General features: G+C 41.3%; 21 protein-coding genes. 18 read left to right on the top strand and 3 right to left on the bottom strand.

Going from position 1 to position 18,673, the window contains the following annotated elements:
- The first annotated feature begins 150 nt into the window (after window positions 1–150).
- The 15 genes from IGJ25_RS10210 (at window position 151) to IGJ25_RS10140 (ending at window position 12,873) form a co-directional block, all read left to right on the top strand.
- A complete protein-coding gene (locus IGJ25_RS10210) occupies window positions 151–837 on the top strand; it encodes a hypothetical protein (protein WP_438779274.1) in 687 nt (228 codons plus the stop codon).
- A 146-nt stretch (window positions 838–983) separates the two neighbouring features.
- Window positions 984–1,412 (top strand): VOC family protein, encoded by a 429-nt coding sequence (locus IGJ25_RS10205; protein ID WP_225001109.1) that lies wholly within the window; start codon window positions 984–986, stop codon window positions 1,410–1,412.
- A 335-nt stretch (window positions 1,413–1,747) separates the two neighbouring features.
- Window positions 1,748–2,578, top strand: coding sequence for a prenyltransferase (locus IGJ25_RS10200; protein ID WP_225001110.1), 831 nt, complete (start codon window positions 1,748–1,750; stop codon window positions 2,576–2,578).
- Between the two features lie 109 nt (window positions 2,579–2,687).
- The gene (locus IGJ25_RS10195) at window positions 2,688–3,380 is read left to right on the top strand and encodes a response regulator transcription factor (RefSeq protein ID WP_225001111.1); all 693 of its coding nucleotides are present in this window, start codon (window positions 2,688–2,690) and stop codon (window positions 3,378–3,380) included.
- Window positions 3,373–4,356: a sensor histidine kinase gene (locus tag IGJ25_RS10190; RefSeq protein WP_225001112.1), complete on the top strand. Its 984-nt coding sequence runs from the start codon at window positions 3,373–3,375 to the stop codon at window positions 4,354–4,356. The genes IGJ25_RS10195 and IGJ25_RS10190 overlap by 8 nt, the downstream gene beginning before the upstream one ends.
- Before the next feature lie 93 nt (window positions 4,357–4,449).
- Window positions 4,450–5,208, top strand: coding sequence for an ABC transporter ATP-binding protein (locus IGJ25_RS10185; protein ID WP_225001113.1), 759 nt, complete (start codon window positions 4,450–4,452; stop codon window positions 5,206–5,208).
- Between the two features lie 3 nt (window positions 5,209–5,211).
- Entirely contained in the window at window positions 5,212–7,185 is a 1,974-nt protein-coding gene (locus IGJ25_RS10180; RefSeq protein WP_225001114.1) for an ABC transporter permease, read from the top strand.
- Window positions 7,186–7,512: 327 nt separating this feature from the next.
- Window positions 7,513–8,196, top strand: coding sequence for a M23 family metallopeptidase (locus IGJ25_RS10175; RefSeq protein WP_231473193.1), 684 nt, complete (start codon window positions 7,513–7,515; stop codon window positions 8,194–8,196).
- Between the two features lie 143 nt (window positions 8,197–8,339).
- Window positions 8,340–8,876 (top strand): CDP-alcohol phosphatidyltransferase family protein, encoded by a 537-nt coding sequence (locus tag IGJ25_RS10170; RefSeq protein WP_225001116.1) that lies wholly within the window; start codon window positions 8,340–8,342, stop codon window positions 8,874–8,876.
- Between the two features lie 139 nt (window positions 8,877–9,015).
- The gene (locus tag IGJ25_RS10165; RefSeq protein ID WP_225001117.1) at window positions 9,016–9,999 is read left to right on the top strand and encodes a serine hydrolase domain-containing protein; all 984 of its coding nucleotides are present in this window, start codon (window positions 9,016–9,018) and stop codon (window positions 9,997–9,999) included.
- A 270-nt stretch (window positions 10,000–10,269) separates the two neighbouring features.
- The gene (locus IGJ25_RS10160; RefSeq protein ID WP_005230091.1) at window positions 10,270–10,644 is read left to right on the top strand and encodes a hypothetical protein; all 375 of its coding nucleotides are present in this window, start codon (window positions 10,270–10,272) and stop codon (window positions 10,642–10,644) included.
- Between the two features lie 167 nt (window positions 10,645–10,811).
- Window positions 10,812–11,114 (top strand): hypothetical protein, encoded by a 303-nt coding sequence (locus IGJ25_RS10155; RefSeq protein WP_225001118.1) that lies wholly within the window; start codon window positions 10,812–10,814, stop codon window positions 11,112–11,114.
- A gap of 58 nt (window positions 11,115–11,172) precedes the next feature.
- Window positions 11,173–11,637 carry a hypothetical protein gene (locus IGJ25_RS10150; protein WP_015509866.1) on the top strand — a complete coding sequence of 155 codons (465 nt, stop codon included), beginning with the start codon at window positions 11,173–11,175 and terminating at the stop codon, window positions 11,635–11,637.
- A gap of 48 nt (window positions 11,638–11,685) precedes the next feature.
- On the top strand, window positions 11,686–12,144 hold the full coding sequence (locus tag IGJ25_RS10145; RefSeq protein WP_167821933.1) for a DUF3788 domain-containing protein: 459 nt from the start codon (window positions 11,686–11,688) through the stop codon (window positions 12,142–12,144).
- 315 nt (window positions 12,145–12,459) lie between these two features.
- A complete protein-coding gene (locus tag IGJ25_RS10140; RefSeq protein WP_034858575.1) occupies window positions 12,460–12,873 on the top strand; it encodes a VOC family protein in 414 nt (137 codons plus the stop codon).
- An 88-nt stretch (window positions 12,874–12,961) separates the two neighbouring features.
- Here IGJ25_RS10140 and IGJ25_RS10135 read toward each other — a convergent pair whose 3' ends face one another.
- Window positions 12,962–13,846, bottom strand: a complete 885-nt coding sequence (locus tag IGJ25_RS10135; RefSeq protein ID WP_438779273.1) for a LysR family transcriptional regulator — start codon at window positions 13,844–13,846, stop codon at window positions 12,962–12,964.
- Between the two features lie 211 nt (window positions 13,847–14,057).
- On the opposite strand from IGJ25_RS10135, the gene IGJ25_RS10130 reads away from it, so the two are divergent.
- From IGJ25_RS10130 to IGJ25_RS10120, 3 genes are all read left to right on the top strand, one after another.
- Window positions 14,058–15,155, top strand: coding sequence for an alpha/beta hydrolase (locus IGJ25_RS10130; protein WP_375359967.1), 1,098 nt, complete (start codon window positions 14,058–14,060; stop codon window positions 15,153–15,155).
- A gap of 122 nt (window positions 15,156–15,277) precedes the next feature.
- On the top strand, window positions 15,278–15,790 hold the full coding sequence (locus IGJ25_RS10125; protein WP_151195090.1) for a cyclophilin-like fold protein: 513 nt from the start codon (window positions 15,278–15,280) through the stop codon (window positions 15,788–15,790).
- A gap of 22 nt (window positions 15,791–15,812) precedes the next feature.
- A complete protein-coding gene (locus IGJ25_RS10120) occupies window positions 15,813–16,382 on the top strand; it encodes a DapH/DapD/GlmU-related protein (protein ID WP_225001120.1) in 570 nt (189 codons plus the stop codon).
- A gap of 78 nt (window positions 16,383–16,460) precedes the next feature.
- On the opposite strand, the gene IGJ25_RS10115 is transcribed toward IGJ25_RS10120, so the two are convergent.
- Window positions 16,461–17,915, bottom strand: a complete 1,455-nt coding sequence (locus tag IGJ25_RS10115; protein ID WP_005230116.1) for a flotillin family protein — start codon at window positions 17,913–17,915, stop codon at window positions 16,461–16,463.
- A gap of 20 nt (window positions 17,916–17,935) precedes the next feature.
- Window positions 17,936–18,487, bottom strand: a complete 552-nt coding sequence (locus tag IGJ25_RS10110) for an NfeD family protein (RefSeq protein WP_225001124.1) — start codon at window positions 18,485–18,487, stop codon at window positions 17,936–17,938.
- Window positions 18,488–18,673 lie beyond the last annotated feature (186 nt).

Below are 18,673 nucleotides of genomic sequence, written 5' to 3'. Positions count from 1 at the left end.
GCTTTTCTTCTCGCTTTTTCGCTTGTGTTAAACGTTTCGCTATGTTTTCGTATGGTCCTCATGACGTGGAACCATACGCAAATCATAAATAGTATCTCTTAACCAAGACACACCATGTGTATTTGCAGCTAAAATCAAGGAGGAAATCAGATGTGCACAAGTTTTATCTGGAGAAAAGATCAGGTATATATTGCGATGAATTTTGATCTTGCCGCTAAGTTTACTTTATCAACCAAAGATCTTAAGAAGTTTATGATTCTTGTAGATGGTGCACCGTCCTTCGGGATCAACAATAATGGCATGTTCATCAATCATTTAATGGTTGACGCTTGCGAGCAAGTTGGCTATAGAAGAGGGAAAAATGTCGTGCACACGGTTCGGTTGATCACGGATGTATTGAATGGGCGATTTGTGAAAGAAGACCTAAATGAGTTTCTTTCTGAAAAAGAAATCGTGAATGTCCCAAACCATAGCTGTCACTGCATGATTTCTGATAGTAAGGGTAATTGTTGGATCGTAGAACCGGGTAGAGGAACACTATATAGTCAGGATACAGCCTCGCCTTATTGCTTGATGACCAATTTTTCTTTAATTGACCAAAGAACAAACGGCAATCTAGTAGGTAGTGGTCGTGACAGATACCTGATTGTCGAAGAATTGCTGCAAAAAGTGTCTGATTTTGATTATGCAACTGCTTTTGAAGTGTTGGCGGCGGTGAAACAAAGTGAAGGGAATTGGAAAACGAGATTTTCAATGGTATATGCTCAAAAGGAGAAGACAGTCTACTATTGTTTCGATGGAGACTTTCAGAAAATTCAACAGTATGTTTTTGGGTAGTCGAGAAAAGAACCTTTCATCGTTAGAAAAAATGGTGCTGGAAAAGGATACACCCAATTCCCGAAGTAATGAAAGGAAATATCTCGTCGAATACGTTCTGTTTTACTGATTGAAACACTTATTTTGTTAGCCAGAAAGGAGCGATTATGAACATTCATTTTCACCATATCCAAATCACAGTCAATGATGTAAAAAAAGCAGAAGGCTTTTATGATCAATTATTTGCACTATTAGGGTTCGACCTTCAGAAGAAATATTCTGGGTATTTAGAACATGCCGATATGGAAGTAGTAGAATATATAGGGGATTCATTTGATTTCGGTATTTGTTCCCCACGAAAAGAATGGAAGAACGAGAAAATCGATTCAAGAAAACCTGGCTCTGTTCAGCACATAGCATTTAAAGCGGAAAGCCGCGAAGTCGTAGATGCGATTTTTCCCAAAATAAAAGCTTTAGGGGTAAAGATCCTTCACGATCGACCAATGGAGTACAAAGAGCGCATCGCCCCTAATTACTATGCCTTATTCTTTGAAAGCCCAGAAGGCATTCGTTTTGAACTATTTCATTATGCCTGATTCCTTAAACTAAAAGAGCGTGGCATGAACTTGTTGCGTGAGCGTGTTCCTATTCAGGTGATCTTTCATTGTGGGGTTCGTATAACCATGCGATTTCAGAGACAAACTTTTTTCGAACCTGTCATCAGGAATACTAGAACATTCTTTTTAAAAGTACGTCCGTCGGGAAAAAACTATTTGATTTCTAAAATTCATTTGGACAATTCAAAAAAAAAAACTTAACTCATATGTTAAAAAACGTTCGAATTTTTATCATTCTAGAAGCGAGTGCACCGTGGGTCAATGAGGATTATTGGGGTGATTGCACGACACTTAAGAGATGGAGGAAGATCAATATGGATCAGAGGGTTCAGCAAGACATCGAAGCAATCATTTCCCATCAATATGATCATGGCGCCGATTTATGGTCGACGCCAGACCATAAATTACTAAAAGGAGCACCCTTTACGACCTTAGAAAGTCCTCTTTATTTACTTGAACTTGGCATGTCACGTGAGGAGAACTTATTAAAAGAGACAGCCGCATTGATCTTTCAAGGATGGAGAGAAGACGGCAGATTTAAAATTTCTCCGTCAGGGGGGATCTATCCATGTCATACAGCGTTGGCTTTGCGAACGCTGTGCTCTCTAGGCTATCAAAGGAACCAGCGGCTGCAACAGACCTTTCACTATTTTCTTGCTACTCAGGAAGCAGATGGCGGCTGGAAGTGCAATAAGTACAGTTTTGGTCGCGGTCCGGAGACCAGCTATTCAACCCCGATGACGACGTTAACGGTCCTTGATGCCTTTCGATATACTCATGATCGTGAGCAGATGGAAATGCTTCATCAAGCAATCGAATTTTTGCTTGCTCATTGGGAGATCCGGCAGCCAATCAGTCCTTGTCATTATGGGATGGGCACATTATTTATGCAGACAGAATATCCCTTTAGAGGGTACAATCTTTTTTATTATCTGTATGTTTTGTCTTTTTATCCTGCTGCCAGAAAAGACGCACGGTTTTTGGAGGCTTTGCAGCAGTTTGAATCGAAAGTTCAAAATGGCAATGTCATCGTAGAACGGGTCGTACCAAAACTGGGGAAACTGAATTTTTGTAAAAAAGGACAAATCAGTCCCTTTGCTACACAGCGTTACCAAGAAATCCTTGCTCGATTGGCAGAGGATTGAGGAAAAAACAGCCCTTTGAAAGTTTTCCCCCCATCTAGACGATTCTTTTTCTTTTCTGGTACACTGTCTGTAAAGAAGCAGTTGATTAAACAACAGAGGGGAGAAAGACATGCAAAAAATATATCTTGTTGAAGATGATGCAACGATCGTCTCTGTTTTAGCAGAATATTTGCAGCAATGGGGGTACGAATGTGTTTCGGCGAAGAATTTTGCTAGTATCTTGCAAGAGTTTCATGAGATCAAACCGGATCTCGTTCTTTTAGATATTTCGCTGCCTTATTACAACGGGTATCATTGGTGCCAAGAAATTCGCAAGACGTCAGAAGTGCCGATCATTTTCCTTTCGTCTATGGATCAACAGATGAATCAGATCATGGCGATGAACATGGGGGCGGATGATTATTTAACAAAACCCTTTGATTTAGCCTTCGTTTTGGCAAAAATCCAAGCGTTGCTGCGGCGCAGCTATCAGTATAGCCACCAACAAGCGCTGACCTTTGACATAGGGCAAGTAACCTTTTATCCCACAGAAAATGTATTAAAAAAACAGGGGGAACAGTTGCCGCTTTCACCAAATGAAGCTCGGATTCTCTCCTTGCTTTTGCAGCATCGAGGAAAGATCGTAGCCAAAGAGACCATCATTGAAATGCTCTGGAATAGTGAAGAATTCATCGATAATAACACATTAGCGGTCAATATGACCCGCTTGCGAAAAAAATTAAGCCAGATCGAACTATCCGATTTGATCCAGACGGTAAAGAATAAAGGGTATTTGATAGAAAAGGAACACGCCTATGACTAACGTGAAAGAATATTTCGTCCTTTATGGAAAGTTTTATCTCGTTTATCTGCTGTTTAGTGCGGGCCTATTTGGGCTATTCTTTCTCCACAGCCTTTCGTTGGAGCCCTTTCTTGACTATGTGGTCTTTTCAGGGGTGATTTTAGGGGGACTTTCCCTTTTTCATTATTTTCGTTACGCACAAAAAAGAAAGCAGCTGCAGCATTTATTAAGAAAAGAACGTATGACGGAAGCGGCGTTGGCGTTCTTGCCTGCCACTCGAAATCGTTTAGAAGACGAATACCAAGCCCTTCTAAGACAACTGGCAAGAGAAAAAACCACTTCTGATTACAAGGCAGCGTTAAAAAATGAAGAAATTTATGAAGATTTCGGTTTGTGGCTTCATCAAATCAAAACGCCTCTAGCGGCGCTGGATCTTTTGGTCCAAAGCGATTCGTTGTCACCGACTGAGGTCAAAGCGGAATTATTTAAGGTGAATGATTATTTGCAAATGATGTTGAATTATTTGCGACAAAATTTAGCGAATGAAGATTTTGTCTTTGAGTCGATTGCTTTAGCGCCCCTTGTTCGTCAAACGATCAAAAAGTATGCCTTGTTTTTCTCGAAAAAGAATCTGCAACTGGACATGGCGGTGGATTTGACGGTGACATCTGATCGAAAGTGGCTCGTTTTTATTTTTGAACAGGTTCTTTTCAACAGCTTGAAGTATACCGAAACCGGTAGCATCAACGTTTTCACTAAAGACAATGCCTTGTTGATTCAAGACAGCGGCATTGGTATTCGCAAGGAAGACTTGCCAAGGGTTTTTGAGAAAGGATATACGGGACAAAATGGTCGCTTTCAGCAACGAGCGAGCGGGCTAGGCTTATATATGAGTCAACAAGCGGCTGAAAAAATCGGCTGCCGTTTATCAATTGATTCTGAAGTAGGACAGGGAACCATTGTCACGCTTCGTTTTCCCACCACAAATAACGGATAGCCGCAAACTTTCAACACTGTAAGTTTGCGGTTTTTATTGTAAGTCGCTTTTTTCTGCCAGTCAGCTTATTCTAAAAAGGAAGGAGGGAACAAGATGACACTTTTAAACATTCAACAAGTAAAAAAAATCTATCAAAGCCAGCTGAACGGACAACCCGTTGAAGCGTTGAAAAATATTACCTTTATGGTAGAAGAAGGGGAATATGTCGCTATCATGGGGGAATCAGGTTCGGGAAAGAGTACGTTGCTGAACTTGATGGCGACGTTAGACCAACCAACAGCGGGTGAAATGCAGCTGAATGGCATTGATTTGACCACGATCAAAGAAAAAGACGCAGCGAGTTTTCGACGGGATCACTTAGGCTTTGTTTTTCAAGACTTTAATTTGTTAGACACCTTTTCGGTGAAAGACAATATTTTATTGCCATTAGTTTTATCAAAAGTTTCCGTCAAACAAATGGAAAAGCAGCTTCAGCCCATCGTACAAACTTTAGGGATCGCCGATTTATTGCAGCACTATCCGTATGAATTGTCTGGCGGACAAAAACAACGAGTTGCTGTCGCACGAGCGATCATCACAAAACCAGAACTGTTATTAGCAGATGAGCCAACCGGAGCGCTGGATTCGAAAACCTCTGATCAACTGCTGACATTATTTCAACAGATCAACCAAAATGGACAGACGATCGTGATGGTCACTCACAGTACGATCGCAGCCAGTCGCGCACAACGCGTCTTGTTTATCAAAGACGGATATGTGTTTCACCAGCTGTACCGAGGGGATCGCAGCAATACCGCTTTTCTAGAAGCAATAGCCGAAACAATGACTGCTGTCTTTGCAAAGGAGGAGTAACGAATGTTCTTTCAAAAAATCGCCTTCTCCAATTTGCGTAAAAATGCCAAAGCTTACACACCCTTTTTATTATCTATGAGCTTCTTGGTGGCTGTTTTGATGATGACGCAAATCATCGTGAACAATCCGGGAATGAAAGAACTTCCTAGTAGTCAAAGCGCCATCTTCATGTTTCATTTAGGAAATATCATCCTCATGATTTTTGCGGCGATCTTTTCCTTTTACACCAATAACTTTTTGATCAAGCAGCGAAAAAAAGAATTTGGTCTCTACAATGTTTTGGGGCTAGGAAAACGCGAGATAGCCTTCGTGGTCTTTTGGGAACTCTTTTACAGTTTTCTCATTAGTCTTGCGGCCGGATTGATCAGTGGCTTATTGTTTGCACGATTAGGATTTTTGATACTGAAGAAAATCTTGGCTGTAGGCGAATTCTTTGTCTTTAAACTGTCATTTGAGAGTATTGGCTTGGTGATCCTGTATTTTATGTTCGTCTTTGGTTGTTTATTTTTATTTGACCTGTTGCAAGTACGCAAAACCAATCCACTTCAACTGTTACAGGGAAGCAAGCGTAATGAAAAAGAGCCCCGCGCGAAAGGCATTTTAGCACTTTGGGGTGTCCTTTGTTTAGTAGCCGGCTATACGATCTCTGTGACGATCAAGTCTCCCATCAGTGCCTTAGGCCTGTTCTTTGTTGCAGTTATCCTAGTGATCGTGGCTACCTACCTGTTGTTTATTGCTGGTAGTATCAAAGCATTGCAGTTTTTAAGAAAACGAACGACCTATTATTATCAAACGACCCATTTTATCAATGTCTCTACCATGTTGTATCGGATGAAGCAAAATGCGGCTGGTTTAGCAAGTATCTGTATCTTATCAACGATGGTGTTAGTGACAGTTGCTACGACCGCCAGTCTTTATTTTGGACAAAGGAATGTGATCGAAACCCGTTTTCCTTACGATTTTGAAATTGATTCAGCGGCTGATTCCCAGCAAATCAACACAGTGATTGATGGACTTGAAGAGAAGCTAACGATCAAAAAGCGTCAGCAAGTCACTACAACAAGACCGTTGCTTTTTACCTTTGAGGAACCAAACTTTGTTCCCTCAACTTCTTTTGAAGAAAATTTCGGTAGTTTTGATAAAGCTGTTTACCTTACTTTTCTTACCAGTTCTGAATACCATGAAATCACCGGGAAAACAGGACCCACACAAGATGAACTCTTCGTTTTTCCTGAAACGTGGACTCATCAAGTATTACCAGAAATGACGACGATCGATGAACGTCAATTTCGATTGCAGGAATTGAAAGAACTGCCAACATTCACGAAAACAGAAAACCCGGTTCAGCATCTTGTTCTCGTGGCAGATGATCAGTGGCTTACCGAAAAGCTAAGCTCTTGGTATCAAAACGAAGAGTTTCAACTTTACCAGCAACCTGTGACAACAACAGTCTTTAATTTTCAAACAGCAGAAGCAAGCGATCGTGAAACCATCGCAAAAGAGATTCGCAGTGAACTCCTATCAGCAGATGCCAATGCGAGCGTTGAGTCAAAAGATCTTTTTGAAGTTGAGACCAAAACATTTACCGGCGGCTTCTTCTTCTTAGGCTTGATTTTTGGTGTGATCTTTATTTTAGCTGCCGCATTGATCATTTATTATAAACAAGTTTCCGAAGGGATGGAGGACAAAGAACGTTTCGAGATCTTACAAAAAGTTGGGTTAAGCCATAAGGAAGTCAAACAAGTGATCCAGCAGCAAGTCTTGATGATCTTCTCATTTCCTTTGGTTGCAGCGATTATCCATCTAACGTTTGCTTTTCCGATGATTCAGAAGTTGTTGCTTCTTTTTGGTCTGTCAGATCGCAACTTATTGATTACGGTATCGATTATTTCTGTCCTATTGTTTACAATGATTTATCTGCTGGTGTATTCCATCACCGCAAGGGTCTACTATCGATTGGTGGAGCGCAAACAGTAGAGGATGGACAGACGCTATTTTGTCAGACGATAGCTGGATGGATTAGCCGTCACCGACAGGAGCTACAAATATAAAATGTAAGAACACCTCATTCATAAAGCGACGCTCAAAAGTTAGAATTTTTGGTCTAACAGTTTGGAATCACTACATGATTGAGGTGTTTTTTTGATAGGCACGCCCGTTAGCCCACTTTTTTAGAGTTGAAAAAAAGCCTTAGGTGACCTATAGTGAAAAGGAGTAAAGCACGGGTATAGAGTGAGAGTGCCGCACGATTGATAGTCATTTCAAAATAAAAGAGATCATATGATCCAAAAAGGAGAAAGCCTTATGAATGAGCAGCCGGTAACCATTGGTTTCCCCTTAAGAGGTGAGTGGCTTGCGCCGACTACACCAGCAAAGAAGATTCCTAGCCATGGTACCGATCGAATGGGGTTGCGTTATGCCTTTGATTTTTTACAAGTTAATTTTGAGGGGAAAACCAAAGCTTTTCATGATCGAAGCTTTTTGCGCTATTTCTTCTTAGGGGTCCCGCTGGAGAGCTGTTATTGTTGGGGCGAAAAAATCTATGCGCCTTGTGATGGCGAAGTAATTGTTGCAAGAGATGGCTATCGGGAACGGAGAATCGTTTACTGGATCAGGGATTTTTCGATCGCTGTAAAAAATGGTTTGTTTTTTAATGAACACAAAGATGATTATCAACAAATAGCTGGCAACTATATTGTGATAAAAGCTTCTGAGGGCGTTTATATGGCATTTGTCCATCTGCAAAAAGGATCTGTCACTGTTTCCGTAGGACAAAACATCACCAAAGGGATGGTGATCGGAAACGTCGGCCATTCAGGAAATTCGACTTCGCCTCATCTGCATTTTCAAGTGATGGACAGTAACGATATCGCCCATGCAAAAGGGCTTCCTTGCTGCTTTGAAGAATACGAGGTTTACCGAGCAGGTCGATGGATAAAGGTTCGAAATCAGATACCAGATAGTACAGAACGGATACGATTTTTATAAGAGCATTAGGGACAAGCTGTGAAACATTAATAGGGGGCATCGCCGAAATGATTAGAAGAAAGAACATTTAAACGTTTCTGAGCTTCTTTAAAAAATTTGCAACAATCTTAGGTATTCAGAAAATGTATCTCTGGGGGAAACAAATGAAGCAATTACCCAATATTCTTACCACTTCTCGACTAATTCTAGCACCATTTTTACTATTCCTTCAGCCAATGTCTGGCTGTTTTTGGCTGCTTTATTCTTATTATTTTTTAAGTGACCTCGTCGATGGGCTACTTGCAAGAAGGATGAATCTTACGAGTGAGGTGGGTGCCTTACTAGACAGTTTCGCAGATGTAAGCTTTTTTCTCGCAGTTTTTCTTTCTTTTCTACCACAGCTGTTGGCGGTACATACGCTTTGGGTCTGGATACTAGTGATTGCTATGATTCGTTTTGACAGTTATCTGATTGGCTATGTAAAATATCGGTCTTTTAGTAGTCTGCATACATGGCTCAACAAAGCAGTCGGTTTTCTTTTAGGTAGTTTCCCATTGCTGCTCATGGTGAGTCATGCAAAAATTGTTGTCTTGATTTTGGGGACCATCGCCACTGTTTCCGCATTAGAAGAATTGCTGATAACGATTCTCTCAAAAAATCTGGATAGAAATCAAAAATCGATATTCGAAAGTTTTAAGTAAGGCGCCTCTATCATTGAGGGCCTTTTTTTGCGTATTCATCGCTAATAGACTTTTAAAAGACCCTTCAAAAACAATTTTAAAAATAACATTGAAAACCATTTTTAATGGCCTTATGCTTATCTTTGAAGGAGGCTTACAAATGAATAGACAAGAACTGCATGAATGTATCAGTAAAAACCAGCCCAATATTTGCCAAATTTCTGCCTACCAAAATGGAAAGGAAGCTTACTCGGATGAATGGCATGAGTATAAGCCAGAGGATACTTGCCACCTTATGTCCGCTACGAAAAGTATCGTTTCTCTACTAGTCGGGATAGCGATCGATCAAGGTGTCATCAGGAGTGTCAATGACAAAGTACTTGATTATTTTCCAGACTATCAAGTAAAACGGGGCGAAAAAACGATTGAGGATATTACGATCAAACACCTATTAACGATGCGAGCCCCGTATAAATGCAAAGGTGATCCATGGACAAAGGTTTGTTCGAGTGACGACTGGACCAGCGCCTCGCTTGATTTATTGGGAGGAAGAAAAGGAGTGACAAATGAATTCAATTATCAAACCGTTTGTCTGCAGATCCTCACTGGTTTATTAGCGAAAGCTTCTGGAATGACGACCGTTGATTATGCGAACCATTATTTATTTCGACCTCTTGGTGTAGCCGAACTGACCAATTATTATGCGGAAACGGCACAAGAGCATAAGCACTTTACGATGAGCAAGGCACCAAAAAAACCGGTTTGGTTTTGCGATCCTTTAAATATTGGCACTGCAGGTTACGGGCTTTGTCTTTCAGCAAAAGATTTAGCCAAAATCGGTGAGCTATGCTTGAACCAAGGCATCCATCAAGGACAACAAGTGATTTCTTCACAATGGCTCACTGAAATGGTCAATCCGCTAGAGACAAACATAGAGAAATTTCAAAATATGAGTTATGGGTATTTATGGTGGATCTTGGATGCTGAGAAAAGCACCTATGCCGCCATCGGCAATAGTGGAAATGTCCTTTATATTGATCCCGAATCAGAGACTGTTATCGCCATTACGGCGTATTTTAAGCCAACTGTCTTTGATCGCATCGACTTTATCGAGACAGAGCTAAAACCGTTCCTTTTGCACTAATGAGCGTTAAGAAAAAGCAGTCTGCTGTCAAAAGTTGATTGCTTTTTTTGTAGGCGAAAGCTTAATGATCCCTTTTGTGACTATGGCAGGCAGGTGACCTACTGATAAAGCTCGGCTGCTAGCCTTTTTATGAAATTATAATTTATCAATTTGATCCCGCAGGTAGGAGGCTAAATCAATAATAAACGGAAGATAAATGAGAAATGAATAAAATGACCAAACTATCAACGACGTAAACTTGGTATACTATAATTGAGAAGAAAATCACAAGTGAAAGGAGCGGTCGGGGTGTTTTCAGAAATCAGTATCTATCAAGTGAAACCCAGTAGTGTTGAGACCTTTGAAGCAGTCATGCAGGAAGCAACAGAGGCAATGAAGGCCATGGAGGGGGCTTTGTTCTTTCGATTAATGAAACGAACCCATTACATCAAAGAAATGAGGACCATCAAGGAAGGTCGCCTGCCAGATCCATTGACGAGAGTCATAAAATGTGTGAAATATGCTCACTATTGGGAGTTTGATAGCGAAGAAAATTATGGCAAAGCTCAAAAAAAGTTGTATGAAAGTTACTGGAAAGCAATGGAGAAATGTTTGATCGTTCCCCACGACAAACTATTGGGGGAAGTTCTTGAGTGCTCGCTTTAGTACCAAATGCTCTCCTGCTGAACGGACTTTTTGTTGCAACTGTTAAGAAAGGACAGGGTAGAAATACAACGGACGTTAAAAAAGTCATTTGAACGGTTGAATGGAGAACTGTTAGTTTTTTTTAAAACGCTCTATTACTTGATGGAATCTAAAAGGAGGAAGCCCCGATGGCACAGGTTGCTTTTCATAATTCGTACAAATTAAAAAAAGGCGTTTCAACACCGGAATTTGTTCGTGTCGTTGAACAATTAAACCGAGAATACACTTCCAAACAAAGAGGATACCTTTCTTTTGAATTATTAGTAGATGGAGAAACTTGGGCGGACATCACCAAGTTCGAAACGAAAGAAGATGCGGAAACATTTGCCCGATGCGGCACGCCTAATGCCTTTGCACAAAAGTTTTATTCATTCATCAATCTAAACAGTTGCAGCTCTCACCTATACACCATTGAAAAAACATTCCAATAACTAGCCATCATGGAAAAAACAGCGCAAAAAACAATTCATATGAAAAGAGGAACTTCTTATGACAAAGACAGCAGAATGGTATCAAGGAAAAGCGGGTCGGGCAGAACATTTGGTCTATTTAAATAAGGAAGCCAAAGAGCTTGAGAAACTGATTCAAGGTGACAAAACAATGATCATTCGGGGGGCAGCCGGCAGAAAATCACCTTTAGGAGGAAGAGCCAAAATCAACGATCTTGTGTATTTTGTGGAGACCGGCGGCGATTTGACCATCACTCATCGGGGCATCATTGCCAACGTGATTGAATCTGAAAAGATGACGAAAGAAGAATCCATAGATTTTGTAAAACGCTATGAAAAAGAGTTGAATTTATCGAAAAAACAAGTCGATCGATGGGCAGGGAAAAAGTATCTAGCGGTCTATGAAATCGCTGAATTAGAAGAAATAACACCATTTCAGTACAATCGTGAAAAAAATATGGATGATTGGGTCATCACAGATGATATCAACAAAATCAAATTGTAACGTAGCGAAAACCTTAAAAAACGAAGCGCAAAGGAGTTGAGTGGAAGGATGGAAGGCAAAAAGCAATTGTTTCGAGACAAAAACGTGAAACCAACAGAGCAGCTGATTGCAGAATCTTTGGGTGAAGGATATGTCATTTATCAACGTTTTATCGAAACCCTTGAAAACGAGGGCATCTCTCTTATGGATTGGCGCTATTACCAAGATGGAAAAGCGTGGTTGTCCAAAGGCGAATACAAATGGACAACGACTCGTGGAACGAATAAAGTGAAACCAATTTTTTGGCTCTCGATGTGGGAGGACTTCTTCAAAGTCTCTTTTCACTTTAGCGAGAAAGTCCGAACACAGTTATTGTCTTTACCAATCAGTGAAGAGACAAAGGAAACCATTCATAAGGCGCCAACTAATGGCACGAAAATGAAGTTTTTTTCTGTGATTTTTGATGTCGCTAATCCATCACTCTTTGAAGATATCACCGAATTGATCGTGTTCAAAAAAAGTAAATAAAGTAAGAGTATGTTTATTTAACTTGGATAGTCTGATTTTATTACATCTATCAAAAAGGAATCTTTGTTATAGTTTACCCATTTTTTAGGTTAAGAAAAGTAAAAGTCAATCAGAAGACTCTAAGTTTATCGCCTTTCCTCTGATTGGGTTTTAATATAAGTAACTCTTGGGAAAACCAACGCTAATTTTGATTAGATTATCGGATAAAATTCACAATGAAATAAATTTTACTCGCTAAATATGCTATTATGGGTAAAATATGCTTTAATTACTTTTGAATTGATGGAAGACACATTGGAAAAGGAGAAAAGACAAATGACTATTCAACGAATCACAGCTTGCGTTCAAGTCAAAGGAGACTATCAGAAGTGTTATCATTTTTATACGGAAAAAGTTGGTTTGGTACCAACTTATGGCGATGAGTCAGGTCCTTATACAAGCTTTGCATCGAAGAAAGAGGAGGCGCCTTTTTTTGGTATGTTCCAAGTGGATGCCGTGATCGATCAAATGGAGGGCTATCCGATTTCGGATAATCGGATTTCATCTGATACGCTTTCGGCAACGTTTCACACCACGGATTTTGAAGAAGATTATACGAGAATGAACAATGCTGGTGTAGTGTTTGAAGTGAGTAAAACCGTTTTGGGGGAAGGGGACCAAGCTTTTCATATTGCCTATTTCCGCGATCCAGAAGGAAATTTGCTAAGCTTGGAGGATGGCGGTGTCTAAAGAGTTCACATTCAAAAAGAATCAGAAAAAAACGTAAAGAAAGATTTATCTCATAATTGTTTTGAGATAAATCTTTTTTTATTTGAAATCATTCCTCTATAAAGCGTTCCTTCATCCGCTCCAAGAAAAGTCCAGAGGCTTTTGAAAAAACTTGGGTGTTCTTCCAAATGACTGCAAGATCTGATTCAAGAGTGGGACTCAATTTTCTAAAGCATAAAGGACTGTCAGGGGTGAAGTTGATTAATTTGTCGAGGGTCAATGCATAGCCGACGCCTTCTTCAACCAACTTTGACGCATTGTACACGAGATTATACGTGGCAACGACAGTCAATTTGTTCATGTCTTTTTTCAACCATTTAGAAAGCTCACTGCTGACCAGACTTTGTCGTGAAGCAATCAAGGGAACCTCCCAGAGATCCTTTGGTGTGATAACTTCTTTACCAGCAAGGGGACTGTCTTTTCGCATCAAGACGCCCCAGGTGTCTCTGGCAGGTAAGCGCAAGGAATGGTATTTTTTGACGTCGACGGGGCTAATCACGACGCCAAAATCCAACAATCCTTTGTCCAACCGTTCTTTGACCTCGTCAGCATTGCCGCTAAATAAATGAAATTTGACGTTAGGGTACTCAACTTGAATCTCCTTGATGATTTTTCCCAACAGCTGGATCACGTAGGTTTCTCCAGCACCGATCGACACGTTACCGGTAATCGTATCTCGAGGCGACAAAAATTCAGAACGGGTCTTTTCTAACAATTCTACAATTTCTTCCGCCCGCTTACGAAACAAGAGGCCATCTTCCGTCAGCGTAATTTTGCGATTGCCTCTGGTGAACAGCGTGACACCTAATTCTTTTTCTAACTCCATTAACTGTCGTGACAGGGATGGTTGCGAGAGATGCAGATGTTTTGCGGCAGCTGAAATCGTTTCTTTTTCTGCAACTGTTAGAAAGGTGGTTAAACTTTTTAATTCCATAGGTCTATACTCCTTTTTCTATGCTATATATGAATAGTTGGGTATTTGATATTAGTATTTTACATAGAAAGATGCGGCAAGTACAATAGGTTTATCCAAAAATAGCTCAAGCGATCAAGAAAAAACGATCATCCAGACCTTGATCATTTGAGAAAAATTGGAGAATCGCCCTAAGGTACAGGATAGTTGACCGAGAAAGAAGGCGAATGAAATGAAAAAATGGCAAAAGAAGGCCCTTGTGTCTTTAGTTGTGCTGGCACCGTTGGTTTTAGGTGCTTGTAGCAGCAATAATGAGGAGACGAATGAAGAGCCGCAAGCCAGCTCAGGAGGAGAAACGATGACAGAAAATGTTTCATTGACAGATGAATGGGATAAAGTCTTCCCAGAAAGTGACACGGTGAATCACCGAAAAGTGACTTTTCAGAATCGTTACGGGATCACTTTAGTTGCTGATCTTTATGAATCAATTGATGCGCAAGGACCACTTCCAGCAATCGCCGTTAGCGGACCTTTTGGAGCAGTCAAAGAGCAGACATCTGGTCTATATGCTCAAACGATGGCAGAGCGTGGTTTTGTTACGATCGCTTTTGATCCGTCCTATACAGGTGAAAGCGGTGGCGAACCACGCTATGTGGCTTCACCAGACATTAATACAGAAGATTTTCAAGCAGCCGTCGATTTTCTATCTGTCCAAGAAAACGTAGATGAAGAAAGAATCGGTTTGATCGGGATTTGTGGCTGGGGTGGTCTAGCTTTGAATGCCGCAGCCATCGATACCCGTGTGAAAGCGACTGTTTCTGCCACCATGTATGACATGTCGCGAGTCAATGCTCAAGGGTATTTTGATGAAATGGGGGCTGAAGGACGCCATGAATTGCGCCAGCAGCTGAACGCCCAACGTACAGTTGATTTTGCCAATGGCAGCTACGAACGAGCAGGTGGGGTACCAGATACACTGCCAGAAGATGCCCCTGTCTTTATGCAGGATTATTTTGATTATTACAAAACAGAACGAGGCTACCACGAACGTTCCTTGAACTCTAATGATGGTTGGAATGTCACGTCTTCGCTGTCATTCTTAAATATGCCACTTTTGTCTTACATTGATGAGATCCAAAGCGCCGTTTTATTGCTTCATGGAGAAGAAGCCCACTCACTTTACTTCAGTCAAGACGCCTTTGAGCAATTGCAAGGCGATAACAAAGAGCTGACAGTCATTCCTAATGCTTCGCATGTTGATCTATACGACCAAACAGAGGTGATTCCTTTTGACCAAATGACCGAATTCTTCCAAGAGCATTTGAATTAAACAGCAACAACCAGCTGCACGACTGTTCAGTCCCATATCTTCTGCTGAGCAGTCGTGTTTTAGAAAATAAGCATTCCGTTGCCCGCCGCTACATCGAATCATCAGCAGAAAGGAGCGAAGCCATGTTGATAAAACTCATCCCTGCTGTCTTGCTGTTCCTACTAAGTGCCTGTGGGACAAGTGGAACAGAGGAGAGGCATGCGCTGTCTGCCAGCGAAACTTCCTCTGAAGCAAGTCAGGATCATGATCAACCGACGATTGAATCAGCAACAGATGTGGTCATTACGGTTGGTCAACAGGATTTTATAGCAAAGTTTTATGAAAATGAGGCGTCTGAATACCTAATGAATCAAATGCCCTTCACGTTGACAATGAGTGACTTGAACAACAACGAGAAATATTATCGTTTTTCTGAGAATTTGCCAGAAATGACTACAGAACGGCCGGAGATCATTCACGAAGGAGAAATCATGAGCTGGAATAGTCATACGTTGGTGCTGTTTTATCAGACCTTTACCAATTCTTATGGTGGCTATAGTCGTATCGGCGTTATTGAAGATCCGGCAGGATTAAGAGAAGCAATGGGGGAAGAGGACGTGGAGGTTGTCTTTTCGCTAGAAAATACTCGTGAGTAACGAATGATTAGGAGAAAAACAAATGACGATCGATCAATTAAACAAACTTATGGCAAGTGGTGAACCCTTACTTGCCGGTTCGCAAGCTTCAAAACAAATGATGGCTTTGAGTGCTGAGGCGAGAAAATTGACCATGAAAATCAATACGGTTTATCATGAACCTCATGAATTACAAGAACTTTTTGCTCAATTGACTGGGAAAGCAGTTGAACCGACATTTTCGCTTTTTCCGCCTTTTTATACAGATTACGGCAAAAACATCCAAATTGGCAAAGGGGTGTTTCTTAACGCCGGTTGTCATTTTCAAGACCAAGGAGGGATCACGATCGGTGATGGTACCCTAATAGGGCACAACGTAGTTCTAGCTACCTTGAATCATGGCCTTCACCCTGAAGATCGTAGTACGCTTTATCCAGCACCCATTACGATTGGGAAGAATGTCTTGATTGGCTCAAATGCAACGATCGTTGCTGGTGTGACCGTCGGTGACCATGCAATCATTGCTGCTGGGGCAGTGGTGACCAAAGATGTCGCTGAGCGCACGATCGTGGCTGGTGTACCTGCAAACTATGTCAAAGAGGTCACTGAGTAAGCACAATAGCAATGAGTAAGAAAAAAACTGCTGTTCGCCTTGTCGCTTTTGAAGCGATGAAGACGAACAGCGGTTTTCTTATTCTTGAGGCGGCTCGCTCGTATTGGAACCGGCGAAGTTTTCGATCAACGATTTCACATCCAGACCGAGGGTTTCTTTCAAAGTTTCTTGTGTGGTCGATAAGAGATTGGTGGCGTAATTGGTGACACGATTGGCACCGCCGCCTTCACCTGATCCTGTATCAACGACCGAAATTTTATCGATATTGCCTAATGGGGCGGCAGCCTCTTTGACTAATTGCGGCATGATCTCAACGATCATGCTAAGGATCGCTGCTTCATCATATTTCTTGAAGGCTTCGGCGATTTTTTCCTTCGTTTCAGCTTCCGCCGTTCCTTTCGCCAAGGTCGTCTCGGCTTCTGCCAAACCAATCAGACGAATTTTATCGGCTTCAGCTTTTGCCAACGACTCTGTTCGAAACTGCTCAGCTTCAGTGGTTGCTAACGCAGACGCTTTTTTCGCTAATGCTTCTTGTTCAAGCGCATAACGATCGGCATCGGCTTTTTTCTTGATCTCAGAATCAAATTGGCGTTCACGACGCAAGATTTCTTTTTCTTCCAATTCGATTTGTTTTTGTCGTTCAACGACTTCAACTTCAATCTCTTGTTCTCGAACTTTTTGTTTCATGATGGCACTTTGCAGATGATAGGCTTGATCGGCATCGGCTTTGGCGATGTCTTGTTCTTTCTTATAAAGCGCCAACTTCAATTCTTTTTCCTTTAATGCTTCAGCGATTTCGGTCATGCGTTTTGATTCCGCTGTTTGCGATTCTTGTTCCGATTGGGCTTTTTTGATGCGGGTTTCTTTCAGCGCTTCGGCTTCTGCAATTTCAGCATCCCGTTTGACTTGGGCGATTCTAGGTTTTCCAAGAGAATCTAAATAGCCATTTTTGTCTCGTACTTCTTTGATCGTAAAGGAGACAATGATCAAGCCCATTTTCGCTAGATCGACAGAGGCCACTTCTTGCACGCTTTGGCTGAATTTGTCGCGATTTTGATAGATTTCTTCGACGGTCATCGAACCAAGGATCGAACGCAGGTGACCTTCCAAGACTTCTCGTGCCTCATTTTCTAATTCTTCACGGGTTTTTCCTAGAAACTGTTCCGCTGCCGTTGCGATTTCTTCTACGGATGAGCCAATCTTGATAATGGAAGTTCCATCACACATAACGGGAACTCCTTGTTCCGTATATACTTCTGGTGTTGAAACATCCAGCTTGCTGGAAAGTAAGCTGATTCGGTTTGATCGTTGGAACACTGGCAAAACAAAGGCTCCGCCACCACGCACGATTTTGATTTTGTTATTGCTCTCATCCGCATGAACATTTTTGTTGCCAAGGTAACTTCCGCTGATAATCAACGCTTCATCGGGCTTGGCTGTTTGATATTTCGTGACAAAGATGATCAAAAGCATCAGTAAAATGAACGCCACGATTGCGATCGGAAAGACAATTGGTGATAAGAAAATATCCATAGATGCACCTCTTTAGTGATTTATTTTAGTTGTCCAAAAAATTTTTCTGTATAGGGAACGACGTAGCAAATACGCTCTTTGACTTCAATAATCAACACTTTTGATCCTGCTGCTAATGGTTCATCGATAGGTTGAAAAGCCGAGGCTGGACGATTACTTGAACCAGTGACACTTGTGAGTTGAATTTCACCCATTCCTTCACAAGGAATCGGCGTCAGCACCGTTGCGATTCGACCTTCAAAGTCTTTCTCGGAACTCGAAAGCGTCGCTTCAGCATTCCTCATGGGAATCAGCACGTAAAAATTCAAGAGAAAAACGAGCCCTGTAGAAAGACAACCGCTACCAATGAAAAGCATCATCGAATAGCCTGGGAAAATAGTTTCCCCTAAGTAACCGAAAAGACTCGTAAAGGCAAACCAGGGGATGATCAACATCGGATCAATTGGACCATCAAAATCGAAGATATCGCCAAACAGAAGCAGCAAAAAGGCTAAAATGGCACAGCCAATCAATACATACAAATAAATCTGATCAGGTGCGTAAGTGTGCAGCACGTATCCACCTCCTTGTATATTAGAGTTAGGGTTTTAACCTTCCGGTTTTGATTGGATAACCCTATGAACCATCGTTATTTTAATTTGGTATTAACTCATTCATTTTGAGATAATATATTTATTGGATTGAGAGGCTATGCCGTTGCCACCTTGAGTTTTGAAGCTCGTAATCGAAAGACTGGCACCTCTCTCTGATAAGTGGAT

It is taken from the genome of Enterococcus sp. DIV0240d (assembly GCF_051711245.1).
Classification (GTDB): Bacteria; Bacillota; Bacilli; order Lactobacillales; family Enterococcaceae; genus Enterococcus_D; species Enterococcus_D casseliflavus.
The sequence above is the reverse complement of the archived record's forward strand: the minus strand, read 5'-3'. Positions and strand labels throughout refer to the sequence as shown.